This is a genomic window from Microbulbifer sediminum, from assembly GCF_021729035.1.
In the GTDB taxonomy this organism is placed as follows: domain Bacteria; phylum Pseudomonadota; class Gammaproteobacteria; order Pseudomonadales; family Cellvibrionaceae; genus Microbulbifer; species Microbulbifer sediminum.
In genome coordinates, this window is the sequence record NZ_JAJSAP010000011.1 from 62,739 (window position 1) to 80,535 (window position 17,797).

General features: G+C 61.5%; 16 protein-coding genes. 11 read left to right on the plus strand and 5 right to left on the minus strand.

All coding sequences use genetic code 11. The annotated features are described in order from the left end of the window. Nucleotides 1–450, plus strand: a complete 450-nt coding sequence (locus tag LVD11_RS16020) for a potassium channel family protein (protein WP_232942984.1) — start codon at nucleotides 1–3, stop codon at nucleotides 448–450. Between the two features lie 7 nt (nucleotides 451–457). Here LVD11_RS16020 and LVD11_RS16025 read toward each other — a convergent pair whose 3' ends face one another. Further along, nucleotides 458–685: a hypothetical protein gene (locus LVD11_RS16025; protein ID WP_232942983.1), complete on the minus strand. Its 228-nt coding sequence runs from the start codon at nucleotides 683–685 to the stop codon at nucleotides 458–460. 374 nt (nucleotides 686–1,059) lie between these two features. Here LVD11_RS16025 and LVD11_RS16030 point away from each other — a divergent pair, with 374 nt between their 5' ends. From LVD11_RS16030 to LVD11_RS16045, 4 genes are all read left to right on the plus strand, one after another. After that, nucleotides 1,060–2,985: a glycoside hydrolase family 3 protein gene (locus LVD11_RS16030; RefSeq protein ID WP_237060620.1), complete on the plus strand. Its 1,926-nt coding sequence runs from the start codon at nucleotides 1,060–1,062 to the stop codon at nucleotides 2,983–2,985. A gap of 155 nt (nucleotides 2,986–3,140) precedes the next feature. Continuing rightward, the gene (gene pxpB / locus LVD11_RS16035; protein WP_237060622.1) at nucleotides 3,141–3,845 is read left to right on the plus strand and encodes a 5-oxoprolinase subunit PxpB; all 705 of its coding nucleotides are present in this window, start codon (nucleotides 3,141–3,143) and stop codon (nucleotides 3,843–3,845) included. Continuing rightward, a complete protein-coding gene (locus LVD11_RS16040) occupies nucleotides 3,838–4,797 on the plus strand; it encodes a 5-oxoprolinase subunit C family protein (protein ID WP_237060624.1) in 960 nt (319 codons plus the stop codon). Before pxpB ends, LVD11_RS16040 begins: the two co-directional genes overlap by 8 nt. A gap of 30 nt (nucleotides 4,798–4,827) precedes the next feature. Further along, complete coding sequence (locus LVD11_RS16045) at nucleotides 4,828–5,553, plus strand: 5-oxoprolinase subunit PxpA (protein ID WP_237060625.1); 726 nt, start codon at nucleotides 4,828–4,830, stop codon at nucleotides 5,551–5,553. A gap of 9 nt (nucleotides 5,554–5,562) precedes the next feature. Here LVD11_RS16045 and LVD11_RS16050 read toward each other — a convergent pair whose 3' ends face one another. The 3 genes from LVD11_RS16050 to LVD11_RS16060 form a co-directional block, all read right to left on the minus strand. Beyond that, a complete protein-coding gene (locus LVD11_RS16050) occupies nucleotides 5,563–6,252 on the minus strand; it encodes an aspartate/glutamate racemase family protein (protein WP_237060627.1) in 690 nt (229 codons plus the stop codon). After that, entirely contained in the window at nucleotides 6,249–6,584 is a 336-nt protein-coding gene (locus LVD11_RS16055) for an antibiotic biosynthesis monooxygenase family protein (RefSeq protein WP_237060629.1), read from the minus strand. The genes LVD11_RS16050 and LVD11_RS16055 overlap by 4 nt, the downstream gene beginning before the upstream one ends. Nucleotides 6,585–6,703: 119 nt before the next feature. Continuing rightward, nucleotides 6,704–7,591 carry an N-acetylmuramoyl-L-alanine amidase gene (locus LVD11_RS16060; protein ID WP_237060631.1) on the minus strand — a complete coding sequence of 296 codons (888 nt, stop codon included), beginning with the start codon at nucleotides 7,589–7,591 and terminating at the stop codon, nucleotides 6,704–6,706. A gap of 871 nt (nucleotides 7,592–8,462) precedes the next feature. Here LVD11_RS16060 and LVD11_RS16065 point away from each other — a divergent pair. The 3 genes from LVD11_RS16065 to LVD11_RS16075 are packed head-to-tail and all read left to right on the plus strand — an operon-like array spanning nucleotide 8,463 to nucleotide 11,727. After that, entirely contained in the window at nucleotides 8,463–9,806 is a 1,344-nt protein-coding gene (locus tag LVD11_RS16065) for an NlpC/P60 family protein (RefSeq protein WP_237060632.1), read from the plus strand. Further along, on the plus strand, nucleotides 9,803–10,897 hold the full coding sequence (locus LVD11_RS16070) for a dipeptide epimerase (protein WP_237060633.1): 1,095 nt from the start codon (nucleotides 9,803–9,805) through the stop codon (nucleotides 10,895–10,897). Before LVD11_RS16065 ends, LVD11_RS16070 begins: the two co-directional genes overlap by 4 nt. Before the next feature lie 41 nt (nucleotides 10,898–10,938). Continuing rightward, on the plus strand, nucleotides 10,939–11,727 hold the full coding sequence (locus tag LVD11_RS16075; RefSeq protein WP_237060634.1) for a MurR/RpiR family transcriptional regulator: 789 nt from the start codon (nucleotides 10,939–10,941) through the stop codon (nucleotides 11,725–11,727). A gap of 86 nt (nucleotides 11,728–11,813) precedes the next feature. Here LVD11_RS16075 and LVD11_RS16080 read toward each other — a convergent pair whose 3' ends face one another. Next, nucleotides 11,814–13,214 carry a transglutaminase-like domain-containing protein gene (locus tag LVD11_RS16080; protein WP_237060635.1) on the minus strand — a complete coding sequence of 467 codons (1,401 nt, stop codon included), beginning with the start codon at nucleotides 13,212–13,214 and terminating at the stop codon, nucleotides 11,814–11,816. A 361-nt stretch (nucleotides 13,215–13,575) separates the two neighbouring features. Between LVD11_RS16080 and LVD11_RS16085 the strand changes: the two genes are divergently transcribed. From LVD11_RS16085 to LVD11_RS16095, 3 genes are all read left to right on the plus strand, one after another. After that, nucleotides 13,576–15,213 carry a serine hydrolase gene (locus LVD11_RS16085; protein WP_237060636.1) on the plus strand — a complete coding sequence of 546 codons (1,638 nt, stop codon included), beginning with the start codon at nucleotides 13,576–13,578 and terminating at the stop codon, nucleotides 15,211–15,213. A gap of 11 nt (nucleotides 15,214–15,224) precedes the next feature. Continuing rightward, nucleotides 15,225–16,271 carry a S66 peptidase family protein gene (locus LVD11_RS16090; RefSeq protein ID WP_237060637.1) on the plus strand — a complete coding sequence of 349 codons (1,047 nt, stop codon included), beginning with the start codon at nucleotides 15,225–15,227 and terminating at the stop codon, nucleotides 16,269–16,271. A 126-nt stretch (nucleotides 16,272–16,397) separates the two neighbouring features. After that, nucleotides 16,398–17,792 (plus strand): Na+/H+ antiporter NhaC family protein, encoded by a 1,395-nt coding sequence (locus LVD11_RS16095; RefSeq protein ID WP_237060638.1) that lies wholly within the window; start codon nucleotides 16,398–16,400, stop codon nucleotides 17,790–17,792. The last annotated feature ends 5 nt before the right edge of the window (nucleotides 17,793–17,797 follow it).

Here is a 17,797-nt window from a genome sequence, read left to right on the forward strand (position 1 = left end):
ATGCTCAAGGTGATCCTGATCGCATCGGTACTAATCATCCTGACAACCATGGTTCACGCGGTTGCCATGATAATTGCCATTCACTGGACTCGCGCCCTCAACCAGTTGCGCCCGGGGCATCCGGTTCTGGTGCCCGGCCGCCCCGCGGTGGTCTCACTCACTGTGCTGCTGATGTTCCTGACCTCGACATTCGAGGTCTGGATCTGGGCTACCGCCTACCGCATGCTGGGAGCGTTCCGGGAACTGGAACCGGCCATGTATTTTTCGATGGTTTCATTCACCACCCTGGGATACGGCGATATTGTGCTGGGGGAAGAGTGGCGCCTGCTCTCATCATTGCAGGCAGCCAGTGGCATCATCATTTTCGGCTGGACCACGGCAATCGTGATCATGGTGGTCCAGCGCCTGTATACGAAGGATTCACTGGGCTCCCCTCGCGACCCTGAATAAGCTGGAATTAACGACTGGATAAGCGCACCGCGCTGGTTACAGCCTGGATGGGTGGCTGTGGCCCCGCCCCCGCCTCCTTGTGCGGCTTGTCGGTGACAAAGGCCTTGGCCGTCGCCACCCAGGCCGCACCAGCCTCGGGGAAGATCACCAGGGGCAGGGTGACCGCCATCAGCAGGAACAGCGAGCCGAGAAAGGTCGGCTTGTCGATGATTTCATTCCAGCTGCTCGATGACACGCTTGCCTCCATGATCCCATGGACCAGAATGCAGGCATCCGTATCCGGCCAGGTGGTTCACTTTGTGAACCGTTTACCAGCCATATGTTGAATTAAGCGTAAACAATCCTGTGCGTTTCATCGCCGCGGGCCGCCCCGGGGTGGGATAAGCTTGCCGAATGTAGAAATCGCCGCCTCAGGGGCTGCCCTGATGAGGGACTTTTGTCATTTCCCGGCTGTCTGTGTCGGTATCCGCTGGAAATGTCGATGCGTGCCCCCGAGCCGGGCGGACAGCGGCCCGACGCTGCGCGGTTTTTCCTTGTGAACGGGAAAGATCTTCGGCAGAATAAAATATTCCATCCAGAAAGCCGTAGAATAATGGATTATCTCCCGCGATGAAGATTCCCAGCCTGTCCAGAATTGCCCGGCCCGCGGCCCTGCTGGCCGCCTTGTTCTCACTTTCCGCGTGCGACGACACTGAGGTGGCAGCCGTATCGGACCTGGACCTGCGGCAGAAAATTGCCCAGAAGATCATGCTGGACCTGCGTTATTACTGTGGGACGACCAACCGCGGAGATGGCATGCGGGAGAACTGCCGGCAACCGGTCACCGAGCTGCCGCCGGAATTGGGGGACTTGATTGCCCGCAACAGCCTGGGGGGGGTGATCCTGTTTGCCGATAACCTGCGGGACAGCGGCCAGATGGTGCGGCTGAATCACGCATTGCAACGGGCGGCACTTGAATCTGCTACCGGCTGGCCGCTGCTGCTGGGGATAGACCAGGAAGGGGGGCGCGTGAATCGCCTGCCCCGCAATGAGAGTGCGGCATTTGCCGGCAATATGGCCATCGGTGCCACCTACCCGAAGCACGGTGATGTGTTCGCGCGCCAGACCGCCCTGGCCATGGCAGAGCAGCTGAAGGTACTGGGGTTCAATGTCAATTTTGCCCCCACGGTGGATGTGAACAGCAACCCGGATAACCCGGTGATCAATGTCCGTTCCTATTCCGAGGATCCACAGGTGGTGGCGGAGCTGGGGACTGCCAGCGTGCAGGCTTTCCAGCAGGGCGGTATTGCCGCAACCCTGAAGCATTTTCCCGGCCACGGTGATACCTCGGTCGACAGCCACACCGGGCTGCCGCGGGTTGAGCGCAGCCGGCAGCAAGCACGGGCCACGGACCTGCTGCCATTCCGGCATGTGATCGGCGCCGCTGCGCCGGCACTGACCATGACCGCGCATATCCAGTACCCGGCACTGGATGACAGCACTCTGGTTGCGAAAAGCGGTGAGGAAATCGTCGTGCCCGCCACCCTGTCACGGAAAATCCTCACCGGAATTCTGCGGGACGAATACGATTATCAGGGGCTCATCATTACCGATTCCCTGCATATGGCCGGTATCAGCCACTACTTCACCCCGGAAGAGGCGGTGGTGCGCACTTTCGCCGCCGGTGCGGATATTGCCCTGATGCCGATCAAGGTGCGTTTCCCTGAGGACCTGGAAAAGCTGGACCAGCTGATCACCGACGTGGTGGCGGCAGTGGAGCGGGGCGAGCTGTCCCTGGCGGAAATTGATGCTTCGATCGACCGCATTGCCGCCCTCAAGCGGCGTGTGATCGATCGCGACTGGATTGGTGCGGGGGAGCGGGAGAAAGTCGCCGCGGCGCGACAGGTAATGGCCAGCCCGGGGCACCGGACAATTGCCCGTGAGCTGGCCGGTGCGGCGCTCAGCGCCATTTACCCGGTCGAGGCCGGGACGCTGCCGGTGATCGACCAGGGGGTGCAGACCATCCAGGTTGTCGCCCCATCGGAGGAGGTGGGCCAGGCTTTTCGCCTTTCGCTGGAGGCGGTTACCCGTGCCCGGATCGAGATAGTGCCACCGCAGGAAGCAGCGGCGCGGATCGGGAACCAACTCGCCGACCTGGTGATTGTCGCCAGCATTGTGCCCGGTGAGAGTGCGGTGGAATGGGGTGGCATGGAAGACCTCCCGGGGATGCGCCGTGTGCGCTTGCCGGTGCATGCCCTGTATCGCGAGTACCGCAAGACCCTGGAACTGGCCCGGGCCCAGAACCGCAAGACCGTGTTTGTCAGTATGCGCTCGCCATACGAGGCCGCGGACTTCCGTGAACTGGCTGATATTCATATCGCCAGTTTTGGCTACAAGGCGTTTATCGATAACGAAAACCGGCTGCACGGTCCGATTTATATGGCCCTGGCAGAGGCTTTGACCCGCAAATCCCTGCCCCTTGGTGCCGTACCGGTCACGGTATTGCCGGGGGCGCCGCATGAGCCAACTCGCTCCCGGAGTAATCCCCGCTCCTGATTAACGGCTGGCAATCGCCAGTCCTGCCGGTGCTGCACCGGCGGGCCATTTTGGGATAACCTTTCCGGGGGAAGTTGCCCGGAAAGCGATTGATATGGGCAGCGACAGGCGCTGCTGCCCGGGGCGGTGGTGTGATCAATGCAGGGAGCAGCAACATGTTGCGGATAACCGATTCTAGCGACGAATCCCTCACTCTTTATCTTTCCGAAGACTACGATGAGCAGACCCTGGCGTGTATCGAGCGCCTGACCGCGCTGGTGCGCCGTGATATGGGCGACTGGGTCACCGACGTGGTGCCTTCCTACTGCAGTGTCACCGTCTTCTACGACCTGCTGCGCTGCGATCACAGCGAAGTCTACCGGCGCCTTGAGCACTGTGCGGAGCGGGCGTTGCAGGAGGCCGGTGCGGAAACGGCTGCCCCGCAAAGCCGGCTGGTGGAGCTGCCGGTGTATTACGGCAAGGAGGTCGCACCGGACCTGCACCGCGTGGCGGAATTTGCCGGCATCACTCCGGACGAAGTGATCGCTATGCACGCGGCGGGAGAGTACCGTGTCTATGCGCTCGGCTTCCGGCCGGGATTCGCGTTCATGGGCAAAACCCCGGAGCCCCTGCGGTTGCCGCGCCTTGATACTCCCAGGCCCAGGGTGCCGGCCGGTGCAGTGGCGATTGCCGGTGCCCAGGCGGCGGTTTACCCGGATAGCTGTCCCGGGGGCTGGAACCTGATTGGCCGTTGCCCGGTAAAGCTGTTTGATCGCAGCAGTAACCCACCAGAGGTATTACTGGCAGTCGGCGATCGTGTGCGGTTTGTACCGGTGGCGCGGGAAGAGTTTGAGCAATTGGGAGGCAGTCTCGATGGGTGAGTTCGCGACCGTGGAGCGTGCCGGGCCAATGAGCCTGGTGCAGGATCTTGGCCGTACTGGCCAGCGCCATCTGGGGGTCAGTTCCGGTGGTTCGCTGGACCGGCACGCGGCCGGCTGGGCCAACCGGCTGTTGCGCAACTCACCGCGGGACGCGCTGCTTGAAGTGGCCATGGGGTCCTTTGCGCTGCGCTTTTCCCACGCCACCACGTTTGCCCTGGCGGGGGCGGAGTGCAACTGGCGGCTCGATGGCAGGCCGGTGGCCAATTGGGCCGCCCATCGCGCCGACAGAGGAAGCCTGCTGGAGGCCGAGGTGGCCCGCAGCGGCGTGCGCAGTTACGTCGCCCTGGGCGGCGGGATCCTGACGGAGCCGGTCTGGGGTAGCCGGGCCACCACGGTGGGCGAGCGGATTGGCGGTATTGATGGACGCCCGTTAAAGTCCGGCGATCGGCTGCCCTATGAGCCGGAAGCAGAGACATTGCTGGCCGGCGCGCCGCGCGAGTATATTCGCCAGTACGGCGGGCAGATATCCCTGCGCCTGGTTCCCTCAAACCAGTTCGGACTTTTTGCCTCCGCGCACCAACAGACGCTGTTGGCACAAACATACCGGGTCTCGCCCCATTCCGACCGCATGGGGGTTCGCCTGTCGGGGGCGCCAATGACGGGGGTGCCCGGTAACCTGGTCTCGGAGGCGGTGGCTCCAGGAGCAGTACAGGTCCCAAGCGATGGCCAGCCCATTGTGTTGATGGCGGACTGCCAGACGATCGGCGGTTATCCGAAAATTGGCCATGTCTACAGCGTTGATCTGGACCTGCTGGCGCAGGCGCGCCCGGGGGATACAGTGACTTTCAGCATCGGCACGCTCGACGCGGCGCAGGAGGCACTGCGGCAGCAACGGGCCTTTTTCGAGGGGCCGGTGGACAACGGTGTCGAGCCTGCCGGGGCAGGGGAGTAAGTGGGGCGATATGGATTTTCAGGGGGAGACATGAAACTGAATTGTGACCTGGGCGAGAGCTTCGGCCGCTGGCAGATGGCGGACGAGGCCGCGGTGATGCCGTATATCGACATGGCGAACGTGGCCTGTGGCTTTCACGCCGGCGATCCCCTCACTATCTTGCGTACCCTGGAGCTGGCGGTTCACGACGGCGTGCAGGTGGGGGCGCATCCCGCCTACCCGGATCTGGTGGGGTTTGGCCGCCGCTCCATGCAGTGTACGGCCGACGAGGTCAGGGCGATGGTGCTGTACCAGGTCGGTGCCCTGCAGGGCCTTTGTACCGCAGTGGGCACCAGGGTGACCTACGTCAAACCGCACGGGGCCCTCTACCACGATATGTTGCGGGACGAATCGGTGTTGCGTGCAATTCTCTCCGCCATCGCCAGCTATGCTGCGGACCTGCCACTCATGTTGATGGCCACACCGGAGGCCGGCGAGCATCGCCGGCTGGCGGCTGAATATGGCGTGGGGATCCTGCTGGAAGCCTTTGCCGACCGTCGCTACACGCCGGAAGGTCGCCTGGTGCCGCGTGGTGAGAAAGGCGCGGTGCTGCATGGCCGCGGCCAGATCCTGCAACAGGTACGTGAGATTGCCGCCGGCAGTGTTACCGCCAGTGACGGCCGGCAGTATCCATTGGCGGCGGACACCCTCTGCGTCCATGGCGACAATCCCGAGGGTGTCGCTACCATCGTGGAGATACGGCGCGAACTGGGTTAACCCCTTATGTCAGCCCAGGGCGCGGGCGACAGCGCTGCGGGCGTGGATGGCGGTGGTATCGAATAGAGGGACCGGCGTGTCCTGCTGTCGCAGCAGCAGTGGGATTTCCGTGCAGCCGAGGATAACGCCCTCCGCCCCTCGGGCCGCCAGTCCCGAGATCACTGCCTGGTAGCGCGCCCTTGAAGCGGGCTCGATGATCCCCTGGCAGAGTTCGTTGTAGATCACCTCGTGCACCAGTGCCCGCTCCTGTGCATCCGGCACCAGGACCTGGATCCCGCGCTGTTCCAGCCGCTTGCGATAGAAGTCCTGTTCCATGGTAAAGCGGGTGCCCAGCAAGCCCGCTGTGCGGATTCCCTGTTGCTCCAGGCTGTCGGCAGTGGCATCGGCGATATGCAGCACCGGGATGTCGATCTGCGCCTGTACCTGGTCCGCGACCTTGTGCATGGTATTGGTGGCGATCAGCAGGAAATCGGCACCGGCCGCCTGTATACCCTGTGCGGCGTGGGCAAGGATTTCAGCAGTGGCTTCCCAGTGACCCTCGTGCTGCAACTGTTCGATCTGAGCAAAGTCCACACTGTAGAGTGCGATCCGGGCGGAGTGCTGGCCACCGAGTGCCGCGCGTATTCCCTGGTTCAGCAAGCGGTAATATTCCAGCGTGGATTCCCAGCTCATGCCACCCAGGATGCCGATGGTTTTCATGGGCTGTCACTCCGCTCGAATCCGTAATCGCGCTCGACCCTGCAAATGCGGGTGGTAAAGGCGGCATACCATTTTTCTCGTCCCAGCCTGCGGGCCTCGCTGTGTTCGGCGTGGTTTTTCCAGCGCTGGATGGATTCCAGGTCTTTCCAGTAGGAAACGGTAATACCAACAGTTTCACGGGCGCTGTCGACGCCCAGGAAACCGGGTTGGCCTGCGGCGAGTTCGAGCATCCGTCCGGCCATGGTGCCGTAACCTTCCTCGATGTCGCTGCGCAGGCTGGTGAATATCACCGCGTAGTAGGGGGGCTCGGGTGTCCGGGCAATGGTGTGCACGCTGGTTTCCGTCTCTTGTGTTTTTCCCGGGGAATTGTACCCCGCGACGGGGGTGGTGAGACACCTGGCCGGGCGGGGCGCTTGGCCGGGCACCGGGGCCCAGCCGTTTGCTCGCTGGGTTACTCGCTCTCCAGTTCGGCCAGTATGCCGGTATTAATTCCGGGATAGTCGCTCAGCTTGCGCGGGAAATACTTCTCCAGTAGGGCCAGTAATATTGCGCGGGACTGGTTGTCTACTTCGCCGTCCACTTTCCAGGGGCGGAAGTGGTACTGGAAAGCGCGCGTGTAGAGGCTGATGTCCTCGTCTGTGGCGGACTCCGGGTCGATGCCGTAACCGTAATCTGCCAGTTGCCGGGCGAAGCGGCGACGCACACTTTCGCGGTCGCTGGTGGTATTTCCCTGCAGGTGCTCCAGGTGGCGTTGCACGGTCTCTTCCTCGTACCAGGCGCCAATACCAGCCTCCGCCAGCTGCTGCCAGGGGAAGCGCGGGCCGGGATCGATTTTGTACTGAGGGATTACGTCGCCGTGGCCGACGACATTGGTGGGGGAGATATCCGGATAGCGCGCAAGGATGTCCTTTGACAGGGCGATCAGCAGCTTGATCTGGGCCGGGTCGAATTCGGGGAAAAAGCAGGTCTCCTCACCGACTTCCACCTCACCACTTTCCACGGGCGTCTCGCAATAACTCTTGTTGACGATCTCGATACCAATGGACTGGTCGTTGACCTGGGTGCGGTCTTTCCACTTGCCCGGACCCGCGTGCCAGGCGCGGCGGTTTTCGTCCACCAGCTGGTAGACGCGCAGCTCGCGGTGGGGGTAACTGGGATCATTTCGCTCGGGGACCAGGTAGTGGGCGCTTACCGGGGCTGCGCTGGGCTGGGTGAGCACCCGCAACGACGTGGCGAAGTCGATAGCGGTGAAGTGCATGACCAGGAAACGGACCCGTTCGCTGGCGTTTTGTGATTCCACGGTTTCGATACGGTAATCGCTGCCCGGCGTATGGTTCATGCCCGCAGGTCCGGCACAGCCCGCCAGTACCGCCGAGGTCAATGTGGTTGCCAGGACGCGCCGGCAGACAGTGATTACCGGATTGCACACAGGGCCGAGAGCTCGGTTGCAGTGGTCAGCGCGAAATCGAGATGATGTTCCTGTGACCAGTCTAGGAGGGAGAATGTTGTCGATCATTTATTGTTCATCCAGATGTTGCGGCAATGCGAGTGGCCACTGTCGAGGCGAGTCGATACATCGGGAACTGCCCGGCGGCTCCCAAAGCTGCACCAGCGTGCAATCCTGTCTATTAAATATAAATAATTCTTGACCGTCCAATTTCTGACAAATATTTTATTCCAAGAGGTTACTTTGTTTACTCATGCGGCAGTTGCGGCCATGTCCCGCTGCCGTGGCGAATCTGTCTGGGTGTCCGCTGGTGATCCCCGCCCGTCTCACTCGGTGCATCAAGAGGCGGGGGACCGCCGGCCGGGTTGGTTCCAGCGGGTATGGGCGGTAGGTTCTCTCTTATCTCCCCGGCGTGTGGGTCGGAGGTATGGGGTCGACCCGCATGATTTTCTCGTCCTTGTCCTTGACCGGCGCGCTGCGCCGGTTTTTTTATTACGAGATTATTCTTTGTTGTTGTGGTTGCTTGAATAATGTATTCTTTCAGCCTGTCGATTGTTGTGGCTGGCCGAGTCAGGGGCCGGATGTCGCGGTGTGGAATCCTCGCCGCCGGCCGTCACAGCATTGAATCACCAGATAATAAGAGCGCGTGGCCGCCAGTGCCGCGCGACAGCAAGGTAGGGCAGCGTTGATACTCAAGATTTCCCTTCACATCCTGGTCGTCGTGTACGCATTCAATGCCTTTGCGGGGACAGGGACCCGCCCAGTGCCATCAGCTGGCGCAGCGTCTCCCGTTTATGTCAGCGATGTTCCCGGTATCAGCGAGGAGATGCTCTCTGTCGATTACTGGGCCGATCGGCTTGCCAGTGACCGGCTGCGCATGGGTGACCGACAAATCCAGGCTTTCAATGCCCGTAACCTTGCTCGCGGTGAGTTCCTGCATGACCTGCAGGCACTCGGGGAGACCATGCCGGGAGAGCGGGTGCGTGAGTTACTCGACGGTGTCAGCAGCCCGGCATCGTCAGCGCGCTTTTATCGCGACGGGCGCGAAGTCCGTGAGGCCGATTACGGGCGTATGCAGGCCTCGGTCCAGCGTGACCGGATCCCTGAGCTGGTGGAGTTGCAGTGGGGCCTGGTCGTAGAGCGCGCCAGCATGCGGAGCTACCCCACTCGCGAGAGCATATTCAAGACGCCCACAGACCTGGACCTGGATCGATTGCAGGAGACCGGTGTTTTCCCCGGGCAGCAGGTGGTGCTGCTGCATGAGAGTGCCGATGGCGAGTGGTGGTTTGCCCTTAACTACCATTACGCTGCCTGGCTACCGAAATCCGCAGTGGCGGTGGGGAAGCGCACACAGGTGGAACAATGGCTGGCAAAGGTGCCACGCCTGGTGGTGACCGGCGCGCAGGTCAGGACCAACTTCAATCCCGTCGACGCGCGCACCTCGGAGCGGGTGCTGGACATGGGGGTGTCATTGCCGCTGCTGAGCGCGGCAGAAGTGGGGCACAACGTGAAGGGGCAGAACCCCTTCGCCAGTCATATCGTCAGCCTGCCGGTGCGGGATGGCGCTGGGCGGCTTGCGTTCGAGCCGACCCTGATCGCGCGCAGCCGCGACGTGGCCACGGGGTACCTCGAGTACCGCCCTTCACTGGTGTTGGAGCAGGCTTTCAAGTTCCTGGGCGAGCGTTACGGCTGGGGCCATGACTTCAACGGGCGTGACTGCACCGGGTTCGTGGGTGAGGTATACAAGTCTTTCGGTATCCTTATGCCGCGTAATTCCGGCCAGCAGGGCAGGAGCGCTTTCGCGCCCACGCAGTTCTTTGAGCCCGGGGAGGAACGCAAGCGCCGGCAGGCTCTGGACAGCCTCAATGTCGGGGATCTTATCTATATACCCGGTCACGTAATGATGTATATCGGTCATGCGGATGGGGAACCCTATGTGATCCACGATGTGACCGGCCTGAGTTATTTCAACGCGGATAACGAGTTTTACCGCGGCACCCTGTCCGGTGTCTCGGTAACTCCCCTGGAACCTCTGCAGCTGGGCCGTGAGCGCAGTTTCGTGGACAGCATTTACGCCATAAAAACCATCCAACCGGTAATGCCATGAAAATAGTTGACGTCAAGCTGGGCATGCTCAAGGTGCCCCTGATCACGCCTTTCAAAACCGCGCTGCGGACCGTCGAGTTTGTTGAGGACGTGATTGTAATGCTGGAGACCGATGATGGTCACATCGGTTACGGCAACGCGCCGGCCACCGCAGTGATTACCGGTGATACCCACGCCTCGGTGATTGCGGCGATTCGTGAAATCTTCACTCCGTTGCTGCTCAACCGTGATGTGGGTGACCTGAATCGCCTGACGCGTGAAATCAGTGCGGCCATGGTGAACAACACCAGTGCCAAGGCGGCAGTGGAAATCGCCCTGTACGACCTTTTCGCCCAGGGCTTCGGGGTACCCCTGTACCGCGCGCTCGGTGGCGGCGAGAAAAGCCTGACCACGGACATCACGATCAGCGTTGATTACATCGACAAGATGGTGGCGGATGCCGAGAGCGCGGTAGAGCGGGGATTTGAAATCCTCAAGCTTAAGGTAGGCAAGGATATCCGTCTGGATATAGAGCGTATCAAGGCCGTGTATTCAGCGGTAAAAGGCAGGGCACTGCTGCGCCTGGATGCGAACCAGGGCTGGAGCCCGAAGCAGGCGGTGCAGGCCATACGCAGCCTGGAGGACGCCGGTGTATTGCTGGAACTGGTGGAGCAGCCGGTGAAGGCCCGCAACCTCGAGGGTATGCGCTACATCTCAGAGCGGGTCAAGACGCCGATCATGGCCGACGAGAGCGTGTTCGGCCCGTTGGAAATGATGGATATCATTCAGGGGAGGGTGGCTGAGATCATCAATATCAAGCTGATGAAAACCGGCGGCATTACCAACGCCCTGAGGATGACGGACCTGGCTGGACTGTACGATGTGGAATGCATGGTAGGATGTATGCTGGAAACGAGTATTGGTGTATCCGCCGCGGCGCATGTGGCTGCAGCCCGATCCTCTGTGGTATCCAAGCTGGACCTGGATGTGCCGTCACTGTGCCAATTTGACCCGGTGATTGGCGGGGCGACTTACACCGATGCTGATGTGATTCTCAATGATACGCCGGGGCTGGGTATCGAAAAAATCGAAGGGCTGAAACTGCTGGCCTAGTGGCGTGCGCGGCTGCGCTGCCACCGCTGGAATGAAAAGCGATGACCTGTTTGCTGAAAATGCGCGCGATGCGCGAACAGATGTCGGTCAATGAGCGTAAGCTCGCCGACTTCATCCTGGATAATACCAAGCTGCTGCGGGATTACTCCTCCCAGCAGCTGGCCGATGCGGTGGGTGTCAGCCAGTCGAGCGTGGTGAAGTTCTCCCAGAAGCTCGGTTATAAGGGCTACCCGAGCCTGAAACTGGCCGTCTACGAAAGCTATGCTGGTGGTATTGCCAGTCCCGCCCGGGATGATGCGGCGTTACCGTTCGGAGGTGGTAATACACCACTGACCGAGCTGGGCCAGAAAAAACTTGAAGTGCTGGAGAATACTGCTGGCATCAATGACCTGGAACACCTGCGTGCAGCAGTGAAGGCGATTCGCAATGCACGCTGTATCCAGGTATCCGCCTGCGACGGCTCTGTTTCCGTGGCCCAGTACCTCACTTACCAGCTGCTGGAGCTGGGCTGTTGGGCCGTATTCGATCAAGGTGGGATGCTGCAGCGTTCCATGGTGGATTCCCTGGGCGAGGAAGACCTGCTGTGTATCATCTGCGATATGCAGGACGAGGAATCGCTGGTTGACGCGGCCAACCGGGCACGGGAAAAAGGCATCAAGGTGCTCAGCCTCACCCGTTATAACTACAATGCTGCCAGCATTCATGCCGACATCCGTTTGTATGTCATGCCCTCGGAAGAAGAGCAGCCGCTGCAACGACTGCTGTTCCGTTCCGGGCAGCTGCATCTTATCGAAAGCCTGATCAGCGGCCTGCTGATGGCCGACCAGTAGGGGCGGCCCCGATCCCAGACAGCGCGGATCGGGTTAGGCAGAAGCTGCCACGAACCGGGGCGCCGCCCCGGTCTGGTATGGCGGGCTTATTTGCTGGCGACAGTGGTGGGCTCTGTGTGCTCGATCTCCCATTCCATATCGTAATCCCACTGGTCGAAGTACAGGTTGCCTCCCTCCCACTCCACTTCGCCCCGCTGTGAATCCACAGTTTCCGAGCGGAAGTGCTCCTTTTCCGGTGAGAAAGGGCGGCTGTAGTCTGTATTGAAGATCAACCGGTAGGCATCGAGACCGCCGAGGTAGAACCAGGTCTCGGTCTCGTCGGTACTGCCCAGCTTGCCATGGGTAACGTCCATCGGCAGCCAGCCATAAGGTGCCAGGTAGAACTCGCCCCAGTCGTGCATGGTGTCGAACGACTCTGGTGAGAACTCCCAGCCTGACTGCCAGCGCGCCGGGATGCCGTTCATGCGCATCAGGGTGATCAGCAACAGTGTCTGCTGCCCGCAGTCGGCATGGCCGGCATGGGCCGCATACTGGCTGATATTGCGGATGGTGGAGTACTCCCTCGCGCCAGCCCAGGGAATCTGGTCGACATGGGCAAAGAGTTTCTGCGCAATACGGTAGGGGTGTGTCTCTTCCCCGACGATGCGTGCCGAGAGTGTCCGTAACTCCGGTGTAAAAACCACGTGTGGTGCCCGCTCCGAAAGATAGGGTTGCAGTGCCGGCGTGAATTCCACCGGCTCTACCTGCTGCGGATCAATTGCCGTATGCCGGGCAATACTCTCGTAGCGATAGCTGACTTGGAATGTCGTCGGTTCCCCGGCGCGGGCGGGCTTTTCGAAGTACACAGTGCGCTGGGCCTGGTCCCCGGGTGCCAGCTGGAACTGGGTGGGCGCGGCGGAGATCAGTTCGACATTTTCCTGTTTGCCGGTAATTTCCTGCGGGAACGGGATCCAGGCCCGCACTATCTCGCCCGCGGGTACCGCATCGGGGTCAACGGAGAGTGTGTAATCGATGCGAATGCGGTTGCGCGGCGGCGTTTCAGCTGTGATTACTTCCCGGTGATGCGGGTGCAGGGCATAGAGTGGCGCCTTGCCGGTAAAGCGCTGGTAGTTGTCAGTTCGTCGTGCCGCGGCATCGGAAATATGGACCAGGTTATAGGCGGTCTTGTTGAAGAAGCGGCGCTCGCCGTCAATCACTCTGGATTCCAGCAGCCCCTGTTGATCCCAGGCGAGGATGTCCTCGGCCGTGGCGTCGGGAATATAGCGCTGGATGGAAGGCAGCAGTTCTTCCTCCGATAACTGGAAGTCCATTTCAATACGGCGCATGCGTTCTTTCTCGAACAGCAGGTAAGCGGCTTCGCTGTGTGTGGGGTCGGTTTCCAGCATGTTCCTGATCTCCTGGCGAGCTTCGCTGTACAGGCCCTTGTCGGCCAGCTGCTGGACCCGGGCGACGCTGTCTTCACCCTGGCCGCATCCTCCGAGAGCCATGGCCGAAACCAGGGCGGCGGAAAGGATTTTTTTCAGGGGGCGACAGGACGTCGCTGGCAGGTTTTCCCTGCACGTTTTTATGGAAGGTGTCTTGCGCACGGCGGGCTCCGGAAATCGTTTGCCTTTGCTCTGAATAAATTATGTTTACATGGCAAATTCGTATTGATAAATTATTCTTAAAATTATTCTAAACAAATGCCTGGGTCAAGTCGGACGAGGACAATTGCAACGCCAACCAGTATGCCAGCTGGTCTGTGACGGGGCCTCCGGCCTCTCTTTGATTGGTATCGCTGAAGGCAGCAGTGGTTGTGTTGCTCTTTACTTACGGTCTCTTGACTACAGGCTGCCCACTGGAGGCCTCATGTTACCGATCCCACTGAATAACCCGTCCTGGTTGCCTGCAGTCGGCCTCGCCGTCACGGCCATGCTGGCTGGGTGTAGCAGTGGCCGGGATGCGCAACAGCCCCTCCCCGATCCGGAATCCCTGGTTCAGCGGGTACTTGAGGAAGAGCGGGTACCGGGGGCGGCTGTGGGGATCTGGCACGCCGGCCAGCCAGTGCTGCTGCAGGGATTCGGGGTGACCAATGTAGAGAGCCCGCGCCCGGTGGATCCGCAGACCCTGTTCAAGCTTGCTTCCACCACCAAGGCCTTTACCACTGCGGCGCTGGCGCTGCTGGTGGAGGAGGGGAAGTTGCAGTGGGACAGTCCGGTGGTGGACTACCTGCCGCAATTTGCCCTGGGCGATGAGTGGATTACGCAGGAGTTCCAGGTGGTGGACCTGCTCACCCATCGTTCCGGGCTGGGCCCCGGCGCGGGGGACCTGATGCTGTGGCCGCAGCCCAACAGCTTCAGTCGTGCGGATATCCTGCAGGGGCTGCGGCACCTGCCGGTGACTGGCAGCTTTCGCGCCGACTACGCCTACGACAACCTGCTTTATATCGTGGCCGGTGAGCTGATCGCCGCCGTATCCGGTATGAGCTACGAGGATTTTGTGCAGCAACGCCTGCTGGCGGAGCTGGGCCTGGAGCACTGCTACGCTGGACCGGTACCGGAGACTGCGCGGGACAACCTTGCCGACCCCCACCGGCTGGAGGGGGATCGCCTGGTGGTCGATACACCCAACCTGGCTCCCGATCACCCGATCGTTCTCGCCGCCGCCGGCGGTATGCACTGTAGTGCCGGCGATATGCTGCGTTGGCTGCGGACGCTGCTGGCCGGTGGTGTCAGCCCCGAAGGCGAACGCCTGCTGAGCCTGGAATCCCGCGATCGCCTGTGGCAGCCGGTTACCCTGATGCCAATGTCAGCGGAGCGCTCCGAGCGCGACCGCGGCCACTTTTATGCCTATGCGTTGGGCTGGCGCGTGCAGGACATGTACGGCAAGCGGGTGATTCACCATACCGGTTCACTCTCCGGTATGTATGCCTGGGTAGCGATCGTGCCTGAAGAAGAGCTGGCCATGGTGGTGCTGATGAACCGCAGTGCCGGCGTGGCACGGCAGGCACTGATCCACGGGCTGCTGAAACCCTACCTGGGTGCCGGGCCACGGGACTGGCTGGCGCATTTCCAGGAGCTCTGGGGTGGGGCCGCGGCCCCCAGCGAGCCGGAACTGCTGCCCCGGCCGGAAAGCCGTGCGCCGGTGGCCCGCAAGCAGGTTGAGGGGCGCTACCGTGATCCCTGGTTCGGGCCGATGGAAATCTTCACAAACGCGGCGGGCAAACTGCGCTGGCGCTCACTGAGGTCACCGCGGCTTGTGGGCACTATGGAGCCTGCCGCACCGGGTGTATGGAGCTTGCGCTGGGACGACCGCAGCCTGCAGGCGGATGCCTGGCTGATGGCCGAAGAGCGTGAGGACGGCGAACTGGTGGTCACAATGCAGCCCCTGTCGCGCGGGGTGGACTTCAGTTATGACTTTCCGGACCTGCGTTTTGTCCGTACCGGCCCGGTCGGGGAAAGGGTCGAGGCAGTGGGTCCGGTGGCACAAAAGAAGAATAAGCAGTAACAGGAGCGAACGTGGACAGAAGAACCCTGATCAAGAGCCTGGTGTCGGTGCCATTGCTGGGCGCAATGGCCGGTGCCGCCACCAATGTCGCGGCCGCCGGGGAGCAGCGGCCGCGGAGACCCGCCAGGCTGCGCAAGGGGATGACCGTAGGGCTGGTGACTCCGGCCAGCAATGCCTGGGAGGACGAGGATATCCGCTTCGCCATCGATGTGGTGAAGTCACTGGGATTCCGGATAAAGGAAGGCGAACACCTCTACCAGCGTACCCAGTACCTGGCCGGCCCGGACCTGGCGCGGGCCCAGGATATCAATGCCATGTTTGCCGATGACGGTGTGGATGCGGTGTTCTGCCTGCGGGGTGGCTACGGCACGCCACGAATCCTGCCGATGCTGGACTATGACACCATTGCCGGGAATCCCAAGGTGCTGCTGGGCTATTCCGATATCACCGCGCTGCTGAATGCCATTTACCAGCGCTGCGGCTTCGTTACCTTCCACGGCCCCATCGCCGCGCAGAACTTCACCGATTACACCCTGGAGGAATACCGCAAGGTGCTGGTGCGGGGTGAGTCCCCGACCTTGCTGGGAGCGCCACCGCCCTTTGAGGCCCGGCCGGGCAGGGCGGAGCACCGCAACCGGATTACCCGGTTTCGCGGCGGGCGCGCCCGTGGTCGCCTGGTGGGCGGCAACCTGTCACTGGTCTGCAGCCTGCTGGGCACCGAGTTCGAACCCGATTTCCGCGACTGCCTGCTGTTCCTCGAGGACGTGGGCGAGGCGCCCTACCGGATCGACCGGATGCTGACGCAGCTGTGGCTGGCGGGCAAGCTCGACCAGGTGGCGGGAATCGTCTTCGGCAAGTTCACGGAGACCGATACCGACGGCAATACCTTCAGCGTGGAGCACGTGCTGCGTGAGCGCTGTGCGGGGCTGGAAGTCCCTGTGGTACGGGGCCTGATGATCGGTCACGTGGATGACCAGACGGTGGTCCCGGTGGGGGCCATGGCGGAACTCGACGGTGATGCCGGCACTCTGAAACTGCTCGAACCGGTAGTTACGTGATCACAAAACCTCTATGATGCGTTCTGCCGGGGCCTGTCGCCCGGCGCCCGGCTGGCCGGGCGATGCCTGCCGGATTGGCGGGAGCCGGGGGCTGGCCGGCAAGCTGAATAATAAATAGAAGCCTGTATGACTGAATTGACCTGGATTACCCTGCTTCCCCCCTTTTTCGCCATCGGCCTGGCCCTGCTGACCCGCCAGGTATACTTGGCCCTGTTTGCCGGTATCTGGCTTGGTTATTATCTGCTCAACCAATCCGGGGTACTCCCTTCCCTGGCAGAAGCCCTCGATGGCGTGCTGGCCGTACTGGCGAACCCTGGCGATGCGCGGGTAGTCATGTTTACCCTGGTCATCGGTGCCTTCATCATCACCCTCGAGCGCAGCGGTGCCGTCACCGGCTTTGTACGCTTCCTGGAGCGGAGTCACTGGGTCACCAACGGTAAGCGCGCCCAGTGGATGGCGTGGCTGGTGGGGGTGCTTATTTTCATTGAATCCAATATCACGGTGCTGGTGTCCGGTACGGTGTCGCGCCCGCTGTTTGATCGCTTTCGTGTGGCGCGGGAAAAGCTCGCCTACATTATCGATTCCACCTCCGCCCCGGTCTGCATGCTGATCCCCCTCAATGCCTGGGGGGCGTTCAACCTGGGCCTGCTCGAGGGGCTGGATGTCAGCGACCCGCTGACAGTACTGTTGTCCAGTATTCCGCTGAACCTGTATGCCATTACCGCGGTGGCGATGACCGCATTCACCATAGCCCGTAACTACAATCCCGGCCCCATGGCCGCGGCCCAGGCCCGAACGGATGGCGGAGAGGTGGACGGCATTGAGCTGTCCGTCCATATCGATAAAGAAAAAACGGCCAAGCCCCGGGCAGTCAATATGATCGTGCCGATCCTGGTGCTTATCCTGGCCATGCCAGCCGGCCTGTGGATTACCGGTAATGGCGAGATCTTTGCCGGCTCGGGCTCCACTTCGGTGCTGTGGGCCTCCCTCGCCGGTCTCACTGTAGTATCGGTGATGGTGCTGGCCCAGCGGATCATGAACCTGGATGAACTCAGCCATACCTGGATGGAGGGGGCTGGGCGTATGTTGCCGCTGGCGGTAATCCTGGTACTGGCGCTGGCATTGGGCTCGGTCGCCAAGACGCTGGGCACCGGTGACTACGTCGCCGGTATGGTGGGGGACGCGATCCCACTGTGGCTGTTGCCGCTGGTGATCTTCCTTGTCTCCGGCCTGATCGCGTTTTCCGTCGGCTCCAGCTGGGGCACTTTCTCGATCATGTTGCCGATTGCGATTCCGGTCGCATCGGCACTGGGCGCTGAACCCGCCCTGTTTGTCGCCGCCGTATTGTCCGGCGGTATTTTCGGCGATCACTCCTCGCCAATTTCGGACACCACGATTGTCTCTTCGCTGGCGTCCGGCACTGAACATATTGACCATGTCCGGACCCAGTTGCCTTATGCACTGCGGGCCGGTGCCATCAGCGCGGCGGGTTTTGTGCTGCTGGGTGTGGTCCTGTTGTAACTGAA

Bases quoted from the DNA above. Each gene is read 5' to 3' on its own strand.
- LVD11_RS16020 (WP_232942984.1), top strand. From the start codon at position 1: ATGCTCAAGGTGATCCTGATCGCATCGGTACTAATCATCCTGACAACC.
- LVD11_RS16030 (WP_237060620.1), top strand. From the start codon at position 1,060: ATGAAGATTCCCAGCCTGTCCAGAATTGCCCGGCCCGCGGCCCTGCTG.
- pxpB (WP_237060622.1), top strand. From the start codon at position 3,141: ATGTTGCGGATAACCGATTCTAGCGACGAATCCCTCACTCTTTATCTT.
- LVD11_RS16040 (WP_237060624.1), top strand. From the start codon at position 3,838: ATGGGTGAGTTCGCGACCGTGGAGCGTGCCGGGCCAATGAGCCTGGTG.
- LVD11_RS16045 (WP_237060625.1), top strand. From the start codon at position 4,828: ATGAAACTGAATTGTGACCTGGGCGAGAGCTTCGGCCGCTGGCAGATG.
- LVD11_RS16050 (WP_237060627.1), bottom strand. From the start codon at position 6,252: ATGAAAACCATCGGCATCCTGGGTGGCATGAGCTGGGAATCCACGCTG.
- LVD11_RS16060 (WP_237060631.1), bottom strand. From the start codon at position 7,591: ATGAACCATACGCCGGGCAGCGATTACCGTATCGAAACCGTGGAATCA.
- LVD11_RS16070 (WP_237060633.1), top strand. From the start codon at position 9,803: ATGAAAATAGTTGACGTCAAGCTGGGCATGCTCAAGGTGCCCCTGATC.
- LVD11_RS16075 (WP_237060634.1), top strand. From the start codon at position 10,939: ATGACCTGTTTGCTGAAAATGCGCGCGATGCGCGAACAGATGTCGGTC.
- LVD11_RS16080 (WP_237060635.1), bottom strand. From the start codon at position 13,214: ATGGCTCTCGGAGGATGCGGCCAGGGTGAAGACAGCGTCGCCCGGGTC.
- LVD11_RS16085 (WP_237060636.1), top strand. From the start codon at position 13,576: ATGTTACCGATCCCACTGAATAACCCGTCCTGGTTGCCTGCAGTCGGC.
- LVD11_RS16095 (WP_237060638.1), top strand. From the start codon at position 16,398: ATGACTGAATTGACCTGGATTACCCTGCTTCCCCCCTTTTTCGCCATC.